Raw genomic sequence first — 15481 nt, 5'->3', positions numbered from 1 at the left:
GATCGGTCCGTGGACTGTGTGGATTTTGGGACGTCAGATGTCCCAAAATCCACACGGTCTACCACCGGGCATGACGAGAGGCCCGTCGCCGACGGGCTCCTCGATGTTCAGACGTGATGCAGGGTGTTACGCCGGGGTTTTCGGAGCGGATCCCGATACTGGGGTGGAATGAACTCCGGTAACCCGTCGGCCGCCATCCGTACTTCCCAATCACCATGATGAATCAGCCGGTGATGGAAGCTGCACAGCAGCACCAGATTCCGGAGATCCGTCGGACCCCCGTCCGCCCAGTGATGAATGTGGTGGGCGTGGCAGTTCTTGGGTTTCCGATGACAGCCGGGGAACGCGCAACCGCCGTCACGGATGTTCAACGCCCGGCGCTGGCCGGGCGTGACAAACCGTCGTAGCCGCCCCAGGTCGAGGGGCTCACCCGCAGCACTCATCACGACCGGCAACATCAGGCAATCGCAGGCCGCCAGTCGGGCTTCCCGGGCGGTCATGGTTCCGACGAAGTCCAGGCAGGCGGTGCCGAGACCGGACTTCAGCGCGTCGAGTCCGATGGTGACGTGGACCAAGGTGCGGTAGCCGCTGGTGCCCGGCTGGTCTGGGCAGGCGATCGCGAGGTCGAGGAGTTCGGCCCAGGCATCTCCCAGGCGTTCGCATTTCATCCGCAGGTCGGCTTGTCCGAACTCGTCGACTGGGCGTGGCTGGGCGTAGGCCTCCAGGGCGGCGGCGGTGCGGGCCCCGGTTTCGTCATCGAGGAGGCCGGTCAGTTTCCAGAACCCGTCTTTCCGGCGTTCCAGGGTGATCTCGCGGCGCGGTTCCTTCGGCTCTGGCTCCTTCGGTTCCTTGCCATCCGGATCCAGCAAGCCCAGTAGATTCGCCTCGGCCTCGGCGAGCTGCCGCGGACCGGCGCTCGGGGCAAGGTTCGCGAGGATCTGCTCCGCACCTGCCCGCTCCTCGGCCGAAAGCTCGGCCGGAAGGTTCTTCAAAATCTCCAGGATCTGATCGATCCGCTCATCCCCGACCAACCCCTGAGCCGCCACCGCCGCGGTCGCGGGAGCGACAGGCGGAACCTCGGTGCCGTCCAACGCGCGGGTCGGGTTCAGGGCGAGGGCCCGGTTCACCACCGCCCGCGCCTCACTCACCGATAGTCCCGCCATATCGGCGAACCATTTATCCGTACGGCCATAGCCGTACAAGTCGTTGACGCCCCGGGCCTCGATCTCCGCCAGGAACCGCCCCAGACAAGCGGTCGCCACCCTGATCACCTGCAACGACTGCTCCACGCCATGCGCAAGCTCCAGCTTGCCGGCGCGCCACAGCTCTTGCGGCAACTCGGGAAGGAAGGTCTCGGACACCTCTCCATAATACCGCAATCCAGTCGAACACGTGTTCGTAATTTTGAGCAACAAGCAAAACGCGCGAACAACACTGATGAGTGATGTTGCGCCGCGTGGAGATCGCACAATGAGATCGTGCCGCATTTAGTCGACTAAATGCATCCCACGTGCGACGTGGTCACGGGACCGCGAAAGGTCCGTCGGCACGTATGCCGCACATGGAAGTATCCGAGGCTGGTGCTTCCGACGTGCTGGCCTGGCACCTCGCGACGGCCGAACAACGCTGAAGAGTGAAACGGCCGCCAACCCTGATTCGCCCTGAGCAACCCCGCCGCATTTAGTCGACTAAATGCATTCCCCGCGCCAAGCGCTCAAATGACCGCGAAAAGGTAAAGCCCGCTTGAGAACCCCTTGATCCCACCCTGGGCAGCTCGACCACTCCCGTTGGTCTCACCTTCGCGAGCCGAACATGTCCGTCGGCGAGTATCCCGCGCATGGAAATCCCCAGGGTCGGTGTTCCCGACACGCTGGCCGCGAACCTCACGATGGCCGAACAACACGAATACCTCAGCCGCCGCACGATTCTGAAGGGCGCCGTCCTCGCGGCCGGTCCGCTTCTCTTGCAGGGCACCGCGTACGCCGACGGTGACAAGGTCGTCCCGGCGGGGCGGCATCTCGCGTTCGGCCGGAACCCTCGGACGTCGATGCGGGTCGCGTGGCAGGTGCCGGCGCCGGTGCGGAAGCCGTTCCTGCGCATCGCCGACGAGTGCGGCGGCTGGAGTCACCGGATCCCGGCCGAGGTCCGCGCGCTGCACTCCGAGGTCGCCGGGGTCATCGCGCCGTACGACCAGTACTACCTGCACGCCGAGGCCGACCACCTCTGGCCCGGCCGCACTTACCGGTACGCCGTCGGGCACGAGGGTTTCGACCCGGCTTCAGGGGACGGCGGTCCCGCCGCGATCTCGACGTTCACCACCGCGCCTGCGCGGGGGATCCCGGCGGACAGGTTCACTTTCACCGCGTTCGGTGACCAGGGGGTCTCGACGACGGCGCTCGCGCAGGACGGTGCGGTCGCGCGTCAGAATCCGCGTTTCCACCTGCTGGCGGGCGACATCGCGTACGCCGATCCGAGCGGCGCGGGCAAGCCGCCCGGGTCCAAGCCTGACGCGGACCACGACCTCTTCGACCCCAAGGTCTGGGACGCCTACTACCGTCAGATCGAGGGTGTCGCGGCGTCGGTGCCGTGGATGGTCACCACCGGCAACCACGACATGGAGGCCCTCTACTCACCCGACGGCTACGGCGGCCAGGTCAAGCGCTGGGATTTCCCCGGTACGGGTCCACACGACTGCCCCAGTGTCTATTCCTTCATCTACGGCAACGTCGGGGTGATCTCGCTCGACGCCAACGACGTCTCCTACGAGATCCCCGCCAATCTCGGCTACTCGCACGGCTCCCAGACGGCGTGGCTCAAGCGCCGCCTGCGGTATCTGCGGTCGCAGCCGGACGTCGACTTCATCGTGGTGTTCTTCCATCATTGCGCCTATTCGACGACCAACCAGCACGCGTCGGAGGGCGGCGTCCGCGAGCAGTGGGTCCCGTTGTTCGACGAGTACCGGGTCGACCTCGTGATCAACGGGCACAACCACATCTACGAGCGCACCGACGCCTTGCGCGGCGGCAAGGTGACCCGTGAGGTCAAAATCGGCGACACGGTCGAGCCGGACCGCGACGGCACCGTGTACGCGACCTGCGGTGGCGGCGGCAAGAGTCTCTACAGCTTCCCGGTGCCCGACACGTTCGCGGGGGAGTTCCAGTCGTACCACTGGGTCAAGGGCGGCGAGAAGGTGACTGAGACCGTCTCGTGGTCCCGCGTGCGCTACACCGGTTACTCGTTCCTCGCGATCGACGTCGAGCCCGCCTGGACCGGCCGCCGGACGACGCTGACCGTGCGGACCCTGCGCAACGACGGCGCCGAGATCGACCGCTTCACCCTGCGCCGCACCGCCGGTCTCCATCGGTCACGACACGCTCTCCTGGGCGCCGACCCGGGCGACGTATAACGCCCTACACGGTTCCGCATGGTGGGAATCGGTGCCATATCGTGGACCGGAGACATACAGTCCGGGACATGTCGCCGAGAACCCTCCTGCGGGCCGTCATGGCCGTTTCCGCCGTCACGCTCCTCGCCGCCTGCAACGCCTCGGCCAAGGACCCGGCCGACCGGAACGCCGCCGGGCCCGCGCTGGTCCTGATCACGCCGAGCCCGGTCGGCGTCAACGACTTCCTCAAACTCGCCGTCCAGGGCATCGAGGACTCGGCCAAGAAGCACAACGGGACGCAGAAGGTCTACCAGAGCACCGATCCGGCCTCCATCCAGCAGAACCTCGCGGCGGCGGTGCGGGAGAAGCCCGCCGTGATCGTCGCCGTCGGCTTCAACTTCGCCGACGCGATCGCGGCCGAGGCCGAGCGCAACCCCGGGCAGAAGTTCCTGTTCGTGGACTCCTGCACCACCAAGCCGTTCCCGAACGTGACGTGCGCGGTGTTCCGTGAGCACGAGGGCAGCTACCTCGCCGGCGCCGAAGCCGGACTGCTGAGCAAGAGCGGCAAGGTCGGTGCGGTCGTCGTCCTCGACGCGCCCCAGTTCCGCCGGTACTCGATCCCGTTCGGGCAGGGCGCGGAGAAGGCCAAGCCTGGCACCACGCTCGCCCCGCTGTTCATCGGCGGCGCGAACCCGTTCAACGACCCGGCCCGCGCGAAGGCGCTGGCCACCACGCTCGCCGGTCAGGGTGTCGACCACGTCATGGGCGCGGCCTCCGCGGCGGGCAACCTCGGGGTGTTCGAGGCGGCCAAACAGGGTGGCTTCTTCGCGTTCGGAGTCGACGCCAACCAGTGCCCGGCCAGCCCCGGCCAGGTCGTGGACAACGTCATCAAGCGCACCAACGTCGTCATCGGCGACGGGGTCGACGCGATCCTCGGCGGCAAGACCGGCGAGACGAAGTCCTACGGTGTCAAGGAGAAAGGCATCTCCTTGACCGGGCTGGAGCCGGACGCTTCGACGTCGCAGTGCGTCGTCGCGAGTCATCCCGACGTGCTGGCCAAGGTCGGCGAACTGCGGGACCAGATCATCTCGGGCGCGATCGTCGTCGATGACCCCGCCAAGTCCTGACGCCGTCTCACTCCGGGGGATCGTCAAGCGGTTCCCCGGAGTGCTCGCGAACGACCAGGTGGACCTCGACGTCGGCAGAGGCGAGATCCACGCCCTGATGGGGGAGAACGGCGCGGGCAAATCGACGCTCATGTCCGTGCTCTACGGTCTTCACCGGCCCGACGAGGGCACGATCTCCTTGCACGGCAAGGAGGTCTCCTTCGGCTCGCCCGCACAGGCCATCGACGCCGGTGTCGGCATGGTGCAGCAGGGGTTCGCGTTGTTCGGCGAACTCACCGTCACCGAGAACGTCGTGTTCGGCAGCGAACCGACCCGTCGCGGGCTGCTGGATCGCAAGGCGGCCACGGCCCGCGTCACCGAGCTGATCGAACGACACGAACTGCGGCTGCGGCCCGGCGACCGGGTCCGTGACCTGCCGGTCGGGCTCCGGCAGCGCGTCGAGATCCTCAAGCTGCTGTACCGCGACGCCGGTGTGCTGATCCTCGACGAGCCCACCGCCGTGCTGACCCCGCCCGAAACCGAGCGGCTGTTCGGCGTGCTGCGCGCCCTCGCGGCCGAGGACCGCACGATCCTGCTGGTGTCGCACAAACTCCAGGAGGTCCTCGCCGTCAGCGACCATGTCACGGTGCTGCGCGACGGCCGCGTCAGCGCCCGCGGGCGCACCGCCGACCAGACGGCGGGCGGGCTCGCCGCGGCGATGACCGGACGCGAGGTCGACCTCGATCGCGTCCACCCGGCCGGGACACCCGGCGACATCGTCTTCGAAGCCCGTTCCCTGTCGGTTCCCGGTACGGAAGGAAAACTGTTGCTGGACAACGTGTCCCTGGCCGTGCGTGCCGGGGAGATCGTCGGCGTCGCCGGGGTCGCCGGCAACGGGCAGGCCGAACTCTCCGGTGCCATCACCGGCCTGCTGAAGACCGGCGGGAACATTGTCCTCAATGGACAGATTCTCGACGGTCTGCCGGTCCGCGCACGCAGGGACGCCGGGCTCGCCCATGTCCCGGAGGACCGCGCCGAAGTCGGCTCGGCGCCCACGGCCGGCCTCCGGGAGAACCTGGCCGTCGGCTTCCACCGCAAGCGACCGTTGGTGCGCAAGGGATTCCTGCGCCGCAAGGCGATCGACGACCACGCGTCGGCGATCATCGCGGACTACGACGTCCGCGCGTCCGGCCCCGCCGCCGCGATGGGCACACTGTCCGGCGGCAACCAGCAGAAAGCGATCTTCGGCCGCGAACTCACCCACGACGCGCCGTTCCTGCTGATCGAACAGCCCACCCGCGGTGTCGACGTCGGCGCGATCGAGAACATCCACGCGAGGCTCGTCGCCCATCGCGACGCCGGGCACGCCGTCCTGCTGATCTCCGCCGAGCTCAGCGAGATCCTCGCGTTGTCGGATCGGGTGCTGGTGCTGTTCGAAGGCCGGATCGTCGCGGAGTTCACCAAGGACGAGGCCGATCAGCACACGATCGGGCTCGCGATGGCGGGAGGTGCCGGATGAGCCGCCTCCGGCTCGTCGCCGTCCCGGTCGCCGCGGCGCTCGTCCTCGGCGCGATCCTGTTGCTGGCCACCGGAACCGACCCGCTGGCGGCCTACGGCGCGATCGTCTCCGGCGCTTTCGGCCCCGACGGCATCGGCGCCACCCTCGCCTACGCCGTCCCCGTCGCGGGGATGGCCACGGCGCTCGCGATCCCGCTGCGCGCGGGCATGGTGAACCTCGGTGGCGAGGGACAGCTGGTGCTCGGCGCGATCAGCGCGCTCGCCGTCGGCCTGTACGTGCCCGGACCCGGGCCGGTCAAGGTGATCCTCGCGCTGCTCGCGGGGATCATCGCCGGAGCCGCGTACGCCGCGCTGGCCGCGGTCTGCGAGAACCGGCTCGGTGTCCCGTTGCTGATCAGCACGTTGCTGCTGAGCTATCCGGCGATGTCGCTCGCCGGGTATCTGGTGCGGTTCCCGTTGAAGGACGCCGGTTCCAGCCTGCCGCAGAGCCCGCAGCTGGCCGAAGGCGCGCGGTTGCCCGAAATCGACGGCGTGACGACCGGGATCTTCCTGGTGGTGGCGGTGATCGCGGTCTACACGGTGATCGACGCCCGCACTCCCGCCGGTTTCGAGACCAAGGTGACCGGCTGGGCGCCGCGGTTCGCCGTCTACGCCGGGATCGACCGGCCGAAACTCACGCTGCGGCTGCTGGCGGCCTCGGGCGGGACGGCCGGTCTGGTCGGCGCGATCGCCGTCCTCGGGTTCCCGTACCGGTTCATCGACGGCGCGCTGATCACGCCGCAGTACACCTGGATCGGCCTGCTCGCCGCGCTGCTCGCCGGGGCCAGCCCGCTCGGCACGCTGCTTGCGGCGGTCTTCTTCGCGGCGCTGACCAGCGGCGGGTTCGCGATGGAACGCGCCACCCAGGTCCCGCGCGAACTCACCGCGGTCCTGCAGGCGGTGCTGATCATCTTCCTGGCGGCGACGTCGGGCGTCTTCAAGCGGAAGGCGAGGCGCGCATGATCGACGCGAGCCTGTTCTCCTCGGCGCTCACCGCGCTGACACCGATCCTGTTCGCCGCGCTCGCGGGCGCGCTGTGCCAGCGGGCCGGGGTCTTCAACATCTCCCTCGAAGGCTCGCTGCTGGTCGGCTGTTTCGGCGCGGTCGCCGGGAGCTGGTACACCGGCAGCGCGTGGATCGGCGTCGTCGTGGCCGTGATCGCGGCGACGGCGTACTCGCTGATCCTCGCGATCGGCTCGATCACCTTCGACGGCGACCCGATCGTGCTGGGCGTCGCGAGCAACCTGCTCGCGGTCGGCTTGACGAGCTTCCTCATTCGCACCGTCTTCGGCACCGAAGGCTCCTTCAGCGACCCTTCGCTGCAAGGCCTGGGCCAGTTCGGCCCGATTCCGGGGCAGTCGCTGCTGGTCTACCTGTCCTGGCTGGCCGTGCCCGCGCTCGCGGTGCTGCTCTACCGGCATCCGTGGGGCCTGCGGCTGCGCGGGGTCGGCGAACGTCCGGAGGCCGCGTCCAGTCTCGGTGTCAACGTGACCAAGTACCGCTATGGCGTGATCCTCGCCGGGGGAGCGCTGTGCGGTCTCGGCGGCGCGCAACTGGCGCTGGGCTCGGTGACGCTCTTCGCCGAGAACATGACCGCTGGTCGCGGCTGGATCGCCGTCGTCGCGGTGATGCTGGGCCGCGCGCATCCGCTCGGCGTGCTGCTCGCGGCGCTGCTGTTCGGCCTCGCCGAGGCGTTCGGTTTCCGGCTGCAAGGCATCGGGTTGCCGCAGCAGGCCACCGACGCCGCTCCCTATGTCGTCACGCTCGTGGCGCTGTTCCTGTCGAATCTCAACAAGCGCAAGAAGGGACTGCCCGCGTGAGCGACGTCCTGCCCATCACCAAGATCCCCCGGCACGGACTGCCGCCGCGTGCGCTGGTCGTGGGCGATCCCGATCGCGCGACCGCGGTGGCCGGGGCGCTGACGGACGCCGTCCTCGTCGGGCAGAACCGCGAGTACCGCAGCTACACGGGCACCTGGAAGGGCGTCCCGGTCGTCGTGTCGTCGCACGGCGTCGGCGGGCCGGGCGCGCTGTGCCAGTTCGGCGAACTGGCCGAAGCGGGCGTCCGCACGTTCCTCCGGCTCGGTACCGCCGGTTCGCTGGCCGACGGCATCACCGACGGCGACCTCGTCATCGCCGAGGCGGCGGTTCGCGACGACGGCGTCACCCAGCAGCTCATCCATCCGGAGTACCCGGCGTTCGCCACTCCGGAGATCGTCGTGGCGCTCGGCCGCGTGGCACCGGAGGCGCACCGGGGCGTGGTGTGGACGCGGGCCGCGTTCAGCCCGCTGGTGCTCACCCTGCCGATGGCCGAGTACCTGGCCGCGCGGGTGATCGCCATTGAGATGGAACTCTCCACGTTGCTGGTGTTCGCGGCATTGCGCGGCCTGCGGGCCGGTGGTGTGCTCGTGATCGACGGCGACGCACGGCCCGACCACCCCGACCCGTCGGCCTACGACCCGCATCGCGAAGTCGTGGCCGAGGGAGTGTCGAGGGCTACTCGTGTCGCCCTCGACGCTCTCATCGACGTGGAAGGGGCGGAATGACCGAAGTGTGGCGTAAGGCGGCTCACGAGCTGGCGAGCACCCTGGCGGCGGACGCCGCGGAGCGCGATCTGGCCGGACGTCTGCCGGTGCACGAAGTCGGCCTGCTGCGTGAGTCCGGGCTGCTGCCCCTGCTCGACACCGCCGGCTGGGCGGCCGCGAACGAGGCCACCCGCATCGTCTCCGCCGCGGACGCGTCGGTCGGCCATCTGCTCGGCTACCACTACCTGCAGCTGTGGCGTACCGGCCTGTTCGGGCCGCGCGCGGCGAGCGAATCCGGCTGGTTCTGGGCGGGCGTGAGCAACCCGCTCGACGCCGCCCTGCTCCTGACCCCGGCCGACGGCGGGTTCACCGTCGAGGGCACCAAGACCTTCGCGACCGGAGCGGCTGTCGCCGACCGCCTGGTGGTCAGCGCGACCAGGACCGACAACGGCGAGAAGCTGACCTTCGTCGTCGACGCGCGGGCCGAGGGGATCACCTTCCCCGGTGACTGGGACAACATCGGCCAGCGGCTGACCGCGAGCGGCGCGGTGCGGTTCGAGGCCGTCCGCGTCGCCGAGGACGACGTGCTCGGCGCCCAGCCGGAGGACCAGTCCGATCCGAAGGTGCCTCGTATCTCGCTGGCGGCGATCGGGTTCCAGCTCATGCTCGCGCAGGTGTACGTCGGCCTCGCGTTCGGCGCGCTCGACGCGGCGGCCGGCTACACGCGGGAGTCCGCCCGGCCATGGACACTGTCCGATGTGGACAAAGCAGCACAGGATCCGTACACGCTGGCGGGCTACGGCGAGCTGGTCGCGACGGCGCGAGCGGCCGGATTCGCCGTCGATGCCGCCGTTTCCGCGCTCGGCGAGGCCGACGAACGCGGTTTCGACCTGACTCCGGCCGAGCGCGCCGAAGCGGCGATCGCCATCTCGTCGGCGAAGATCGTGGCGAGCCGGGTGGCGGTCGAAACCACGAGCAAGGTCTTCGAGTTCACCGGTGCGCGGGCCACGGCGACGAAGTACGGTTTCGACCGCTTCTGGCGCAACGCCCGCACCCTCACCCTGCACGATCCCGTGACGTACAAGGCACGCGAGGTCGGCGACCACTTCCTCAACGGGATCCCGCCGTGCCTTTCGGGGTACAGCTGATGACGCTGCCGATCCTCGCCGAAAGCGTCCGTCTCGACGGCGAAGGCGTGCACATCCTCGATCGCCGGGTGTTCCCGTTCGAGCGGGAATGGGTGCTCTGCCGGACCTCGGAGGAGGTCGCGGTCGCCATCGAAGACATGGTCACGCAGTCGTCCGGGCCGTATTTCGCCGCCCTGGGCGCGATGGTGCTCGCCGCGCGCGAAGCGTCCGGGCACGCGGACCCCCGGGCGTACTTGCTGCGGGCGGGGGAGCGGATCGTCGCGACCCGCAAGACCAACAACCATCTGCGCAAGGCCGTGGCCGCCGTGCTGTCCGAAGTGGACAAATCGACGGGCGATCTCGTCGAGGCGGCGACTGCCGGGGCGCGGGCGGGTGACGAGTTGTACCGGTCGCGCAGCCGCGCGCTCGGCGAACACGCGGCCGCGTTGGTGCCGGACAAGGCGACCGTGCTGACGCACTGCTGGGCGGACCTGTACCTCGTCGAATTCGTGCTCGCCGCGCGGCGCCACGGCAAGGAGTTCTCCTTCTTCTGCACGGAAACCCGGCCGTACCTGCAGGGCGCGCGGCTGACCGCCGAGACGCTCGCCGAGATGGGCGCCGACACCCGGCTGATCACCGACGGCATGGGGGCCGCGGTGCTGGCGTCGGGCGAGGTCGGCGCGCTGGTGACCGCGGCCGACCGCGTCACCATGGACGGCCACGTCGTCAACAAGATCGGCACCCTGGGGCTCGCGGTGGCCGCGGAGGCGTTCGGTGTGCCGTTCCACGCGATGGTCCAGGCACCCGACCAGGCCGCGCCGACCGGCGCCGACGTGCCGATCGAATACCGCGACGGAGACGAGGTGCTGAGCGCGCTCGGCCACCGAGTCGCGGGCGAGCGCGCCCGTGGGCACTATCCGGCTTTCGACGTGACACCACCGCGTTTCGTGACGACGGTGGTGACCGACCGCGGGGTCTTCGAACCCGGGCGGCTCCGCGAGTACTACGCAGAAGGGGAAGCGAACCAGTGACCGCAACGCTGACCGCCCGATGGGTGGTCCTCGACATCGAGGGCACGCTGACCGCCACCAGCTACGTGCACGTGACCCTCTACGACTACGCGCGTCCGCGGCTCGGCCCGTGGATCGACGAGCACGCCGGCGACCCGGAGGTCGTCGACGCCGTCGCCGCGATCAAGGAACTCGGCGGGCTCCCGGCGGACGCGTCCACGGCGGACGTCGTGCGGGTGCTGCACGGCTGGATGGACGCGGACCGGAAGATCGCGCCGCTGAAGACGTTGCAGGGGCTCATCTGGCAGCGCGGGTACGCCGAGGGCGACCTGACGACGGAGTTCTTCGGCGACGTCGCCCCGGCCCTGCGGTCGTGGCACGAGTCCGGGCTGCGGCTCGCGGTGTTCTCGTCCGGTTCGGTCGCCGGGCAGATCGCGTCGTTCTCGCGGACCACCGACGGCGACGTCACCGGGCTGTTCGAGAAGCACTTCGACACCGTCAACGCCGGGCCGAAACGCGAGGCGCCGTCGTACCGCGCGATCGCCTCCGCGCTGGAGGCCGAGCCGGGCGACGTCGTGTTCTTCTCCGACGTCCCGGCCGAACTCGACGGGGCCGCCGCCGACGGCTGGCAGACCGTCGGCCTCGCACGCGAGGGCGAGCCGTTCGGCGAGGCCGATTTCGGGACACATCGGACGATCCGGACCTTCGACGAGATCAAGGTCGTCCCTCGATGAGCGTGCTGGAGCTGGCCGGCCGCGCGTTGGCCGAGGAGTCCGCGCGGTTCGCCGGGCTGGGCTGGATGCGGGGCACGTCCGGCAATCTCTCGGTGGTGCTCGGGCGTGACCCGTTGCGGGTCGCGGTCACCGTCAGCGGAAGGGACAAAGGCGAGCTGACCAGCGACGATGTCGTGGTGGTCGGCGAGGACGGGCTCGCCGTCGCCGACCAGCCGCATCCGGACAAGGTACCGTCGGCGGAGGCGGGACTGCACGCCCGTATCGCGGCGGTGTCGGGCGCGGGCGCGGTGATCCACGTGCACGCGCTCGCGCCGGTGGTGGCCGCCGAGCACTGGCCGGACGGCGTCGAACTGCGCGACCTGGAGATGCTCAAGGGCTTCGGCCGCGCCGCGCACGACGACCTGGTGACCATCCCGGTGATCGCCAACGGCCAGGACATGCGTGTCCTCGGCGACGCGTTCGAGGCGGGGTTCCGGGCGGACACGCCGGCGGTGATCGTCGCGCGGCACGGGATCTACGTCTGGGGCGATGACCTGCGCCACGCGCGTCATCGCCTGGAATGTTTGGAGTGGTTGCTCCGGTTCCGGGTAGAGACAAGACTCGTCACTGGAGAAAGGGGAGTGCGGTGACCCTGCTGACCGTGTGGCCGGACGACCGGCCCGGCGAGATCGCGCTCAGGACCGAGGATCCGGCCGTGATCACCGGGGAACTGGGGCGGCTCGGTGTCCGCTTCGAACGGTGGGACCTCGTGCCCGACCTGCCGCGCGAAGTGACGCCCGAGCAGGTGCTGGCCGCCTACGAGGAGCCGATCGCCAAGGTCTCGGCGGCCGAGGGCTACACGTTCGTGGACGCCGTCCGCATGACCCCGTCCGACGAACCCGGCTGGGCGGCCACGGCCGCCGAAGCCCGGCAGAAGTTCCTCGCCGAGCACACCCACGACGATGACGAAGACCGCTTCTTCGCGCGTGGGTCCGGCGTGTTCTACCTGCACGTCGGGGGCAAGGTGTACGCGGTGCTGTGCGAGGCGGGGGACCTGCTGAGCGTGCCCGCGAACACCACGCACTGGTTCGACATGGGGACGCGGCCCGACTACGTGTCCATCCGGTTCTTCCACGACGACGGCGGATGGGTCGGCGACTTCACCGGTGCGACGCTGGCGGGGGACTTCCCGGGGTTCGACGAGTTGACCGCTGGGCGTTACTGAGGATCGCTTCCCGGATGTCATGAAAGGGTCGTTCAGGACGTTTTGTGTCCTGAACGACCCTTTCCTGACACGTCCGGATGCCAGGAACGGTCCTTTCCTTGCAAATTTCGCAAGGAAAGGACCGTTCCTAGCGCACTGCCGGGGTCGATCAGGCAGGTGCCCAGAGAGCGGGCACGTTCGGCGGCTCCCAGCCGGCCAGCGACCGGTGGCCCTGCCGGCACACGTACGCCGTGCCGTTGTAGGTCACCCTGGCGCCGGTGGCGTAGTCGACACCCGGCTTCCAGGCGTCCGACGGCACCGTGGTGGTCGTCGTCGGGGTGGTGGTGGTCGTCCGGGTCGTGGTGGTCGGACTGGTCGTGGTAGTGGTCGTGGTTCCCGTCGTCGGTGTGGTGGTCGTCGTCGGCGGAGTACCACCGCCACGCGGGTTGTCCGACGCGATCGCGTACGTCGTCCCGCCGAAGGTGAACGTGAAGTTCGACGGCGACGCGATCGGCATGTAGTAGTTCAGCCGGATCTCGATCGTGGCGCCCGGGGCGATGGTCTGCCAGCTGGGCACGGTCACCGCGACGTGCTGGAAGTCTCCCTTCATTCCGCCGACGTTGGGCCCGCTGTGGCCCTTGCTCGTGACCGTCAGGCCGAAGCCGGACTGGTCGGACATGCTGCCGGGTGCGCTCGTGCCGTAGTCGAACTCGATCTTCGTCCCACCGGGGATGGTGGTGGTCGAATTGTTGGTGATGCGCATCCGCGGGGTGATCGGGTAGTTCGCGTCGCCCAGCGCGAATCCGGTCAGGTTGACGTTCGCGTTCAGCACCGACGAAGGCGCGGGACGCGACGACTTGGTGTTGCCGTACGGGGCGGCGCCGCGCAGGCCGTCGTTGATCTTCGTGATCAGCGTCTCGCCCATGAAGTACTGGCCCTTGGCGCTGTCGAAGGCGTAGTCGCCCGCCAGTTCCCAGATCATGATGCCGCCGATGCCCTTGTCGGCCACGTACTTGGCCTTCGTGGCGAGCGACTCTTCGTCCTCAGTGGACAGGAACACCTTCTTGTCGTTGTTCCACAGCCACGGCGTCACCAACGAGTTGTCGTAGAACCTGTTGTAGGAGCCGGAGAGCCGGTCCTTCGGGTTGTTCTTCGGGTCCAGCCCGTACTTCTCCAGGTAGTCCGGGGTAATCTCGTTCTCGAGGTTCTTCGCGTGCCACATGGGGTTCGCGCCCGCCGGTACCTCGGCGCCCGTCAGGCTCATGTCGTGCCAGAGGTTGTCGATGCCGATCGCGCCGTTGCCGCACGGCACTGTCGAGCCGACGTGGGATCCCGTGCCCGGTGGACACTGTTTCTGGTCCGGCAGTGGAGCCTTGCCCCACAGCCCGTTCGTTCCGCCGGATACCCCTTGCCAGCCGCGGGTGTAGAACCCGACACCGATGTTGATCCGGCCGGCCTGCATGGCGCCGCGGAAGTAGTGATAGGCCCAGTCGGTGTTGAGATAGCCCTGCCCGTCGTACTGCGGTGTCGTGTACACCTGCCAGTGCGCGAGTTCCGCGTCCTTGCCGTTGTCGTAGAGCGCGGCGTTCGGCCCGGCGAACTGGTTCCACGCGCCGTGCAGGTCGTAGCTCATCATGTTGGCGTAGTCGAGATACTGCGTGACGCCGTAGACCTCCTGGCCGCGCAGCAGCCAGCCGGACGCGGGGACGGCCGCGGTCAGCAGGTAGTGCTTGCCGTCGGCGGCGCCCGCCTGGTCGATCTTGTGGCGCAGCGTGCGCATCAGATTCTCGTAGCCGGCCCAGAGGGTGCCCCGGTTGGCCTGCGCGATCCAGTAGTCGTCCGGGTTGCCGGCGTAGTTCGCCGACGTCGCGTACTCGTAGTCGATGTCCGCGCCGTTGAATCCGTAGTCGCGCAGGAACTTCACGACGGAATCTGCGAAGGTGTCGATACTCGCCTGACTTTGTGTCATCTTGTAGAACCCGCCCGACGCGTTGCGCGTGCCGTCCGGGTTCAGGAAGCCGCCCGTCTCGGCCCAGCCGCCGATCGAAACCAGCGTCTTCACGTTCGGGTACTGCTTCTTGTACTTGTTCAGCAGATTGAAATGTCCCTTGTAGGGCAACGAGGGATCCATCTCCGCGCCGGGAACGCCCGGCCATTCCATGCCGATGGACTCGTTGTTCGGGCCCGCGGCGCCGACCGACACCTTGTTCTGCGCGTCGACATGCGCGAACGCGTAGTTGAGGTGAGTGACCTTGGTCCACGGGATGTTGCTCGCCAGATACGCGGGCGCGCCGTTCTTTCCGGTGCGCCAGCTGGTGAAGTAGCCGATCACGCGGCGGGAATGCCCTTCTCCCAGGGATTCCCGGCCGTTCGTGTCGTAGACGGTGCAGTAGGGGGTGTCGACGCCGGGTGTCCGGTACAGCCCGTCGGGACGGCAGTCCTCGTGGCCTGCCGCACTCGACGTGGACGGGGTGATGACGACGATCATGAGTCCGGCCAGCGTGATGAGCGACGCCAGCAGGGGGAGTAGTTTCCTGGTTCTCCTTGGCACGCCGAACCTCCGACAGTGGAAGATGGCCCTCGGTCACAGCAGCTTGGGCCGATGACCTGGCGCGCGTCAATAGGTGTAGACCAATTTCCATCCTGTGCCGTACGGCGGAGCGTACCTGTGGTTCGTCAGGTCTGGTCCATACCGCCGGCCATATCAGGTGAGTGGTATGGCCACGTGGTCCTTGGTGTCTCTTGTGGACAGTTCGGCCAAGGCGTGTCGCGAAAGCCACTTTCGCGACGTCTGATGTCCCGAAAGTGGCTTTCGCGACACGGCGGCCCCCGGCGCGCGCAGGTGTCCAGTGACA

13 protein-coding genes are annotated in these 15481 nt (G+C 68.6%); 11 read left to right on the top strand and 2 right to left on the bottom strand.

Annotation, left to right across the window (positions count from 1 at the left end; genetic code table 11):
- Nucleotides 1-107: 107 nt before the first annotated feature.
- Nucleotides 108-1361, bottom strand: coding sequence for a DUF222 domain-containing protein (locus ACIBTM_RS07560; RefSeq protein ID WP_395875822.1), 1254 nt, complete (start codon nucleotides 1359-1361; stop codon nucleotides 108-110).
- 476 nt (nucleotides 1362-1837) lie between these two features.
- Between ACIBTM_RS07560 and ACIBTM_RS07555 the strand changes: the two genes are divergently transcribed.
- From ACIBTM_RS07555 to ACIBTM_RS07505, 11 genes are all read left to right on the top strand, one after another.
- Nucleotides 1838-3406, top strand: a complete 1569-nt coding sequence (locus tag ACIBTM_RS07555; protein WP_395875679.1) for a purple acid phosphatase family protein — start codon at nucleotides 1838-1840, stop codon at nucleotides 3404-3406.
- Nucleotides 3407-3474: 68 nt separating this feature from the next.
- Nucleotides 3475-4512, top strand: a complete 1038-nt coding sequence (locus ACIBTM_RS07550; RefSeq protein ID WP_395875678.1) for a BMP family ABC transporter substrate-binding protein — start codon at nucleotides 3475-3477, stop codon at nucleotides 4510-4512.
- A complete protein-coding gene (locus ACIBTM_RS07545) occupies nucleotides 4493-6010 on the top strand; it encodes an ABC transporter ATP-binding protein (RefSeq protein ID WP_395875677.1) in 1518 nt (505 codons plus the stop codon). The genes ACIBTM_RS07550 and ACIBTM_RS07545 overlap by 20 nt, the downstream gene beginning before the upstream one ends.
- Nucleotides 6007-7011, top strand: coding sequence for an ABC transporter permease (locus tag ACIBTM_RS07540; RefSeq protein ID WP_395875676.1), 1005 nt, complete (start codon nucleotides 6007-6009; stop codon nucleotides 7009-7011). The genes ACIBTM_RS07545 and ACIBTM_RS07540 overlap by 4 nt, the downstream gene beginning before the upstream one ends.
- Nucleotides 7008-7868 carry an ABC transporter permease gene (locus tag ACIBTM_RS07535; protein WP_395875675.1) on the top strand — a complete coding sequence of 287 codons (861 nt, stop codon included), beginning with the start codon at nucleotides 7008-7010 and terminating at the stop codon, nucleotides 7866-7868. The genes ACIBTM_RS07540 and ACIBTM_RS07535 overlap by 4 nt, the downstream gene beginning before the upstream one ends.
- Nucleotides 7865-8593 (top strand): nucleoside phosphorylase, encoded by a 729-nt coding sequence (locus tag ACIBTM_RS07530; protein WP_395875674.1) that lies wholly within the window; start codon nucleotides 7865-7867, stop codon nucleotides 8591-8593. Before ACIBTM_RS07535 ends, ACIBTM_RS07530 begins: the two co-directional genes overlap by 4 nt.
- Nucleotides 8590-9720, top strand: a complete 1131-nt coding sequence (locus ACIBTM_RS07525; protein WP_395875673.1) for an acyl-CoA dehydrogenase family protein — start codon at nucleotides 8590-8592, stop codon at nucleotides 9718-9720. The genes ACIBTM_RS07530 and ACIBTM_RS07525 overlap by 4 nt, the downstream gene beginning before the upstream one ends.
- Nucleotides 9720-10730 carry a methylthioribose-1-phosphate isomerase gene (locus ACIBTM_RS07520; RefSeq protein WP_395875821.1) on the top strand — a complete coding sequence of 337 codons (1011 nt, stop codon included), beginning with the start codon at nucleotides 9720-9722 and terminating at the stop codon, nucleotides 10728-10730. Before ACIBTM_RS07525 ends, ACIBTM_RS07520 begins: the two co-directional genes overlap by 1 nt.
- Nucleotides 10727-11443 (top strand): acireductone synthase, encoded by a 717-nt coding sequence (mtnC, locus tag ACIBTM_RS07515; RefSeq protein WP_395875672.1) that lies wholly within the window; start codon nucleotides 10727-10729, stop codon nucleotides 11441-11443. The genes ACIBTM_RS07520 and mtnC overlap by 4 nt, the downstream gene beginning before the upstream one ends.
- Nucleotides 11440-12072 carry a methylthioribulose 1-phosphate dehydratase gene (gene mtnB, locus ACIBTM_RS07510; RefSeq protein ID WP_395875671.1) on the top strand — a complete coding sequence of 211 codons (633 nt, stop codon included), beginning with the start codon at nucleotides 11440-11442 and terminating at the stop codon, nucleotides 12070-12072. The genes mtnC and mtnB overlap by 4 nt, the downstream gene beginning before the upstream one ends.
- Nucleotides 12069-12647, top strand: coding sequence for a 1,2-dihydroxy-3-keto-5-methylthiopentene dioxygenase (locus tag ACIBTM_RS07505; RefSeq protein ID WP_395875670.1), 579 nt, complete (start codon nucleotides 12069-12071; stop codon nucleotides 12645-12647). The genes mtnB and ACIBTM_RS07505 overlap by 4 nt, the downstream gene beginning before the upstream one ends.
- Nucleotides 12648-12795: 148 nt before the next feature.
- On the opposite strand, the gene ACIBTM_RS07500 is transcribed toward ACIBTM_RS07505, so the two are convergent.
- A complete protein-coding gene (locus ACIBTM_RS07500) occupies nucleotides 12796-15177 on the bottom strand; it encodes a chitinase C-terminal domain-containing protein (RefSeq protein ID WP_395875669.1) in 2382 nt (793 codons plus the stop codon).
- Nucleotides 15178-15481 lie beyond the last annotated feature (304 nt).

It is taken from the genome of Amycolatopsis sp. NPDC049868 (assembly GCF_044461365.1).
Lineage (GTDB): Bacteria > Actinomycetota > Actinomycetes > Mycobacteriales > Pseudonocardiaceae > Amycolatopsis.
Note: the sequence above shows the minus strand (reverse complement) of the source record. Positions and strands in the feature narration are given on the sequence as shown.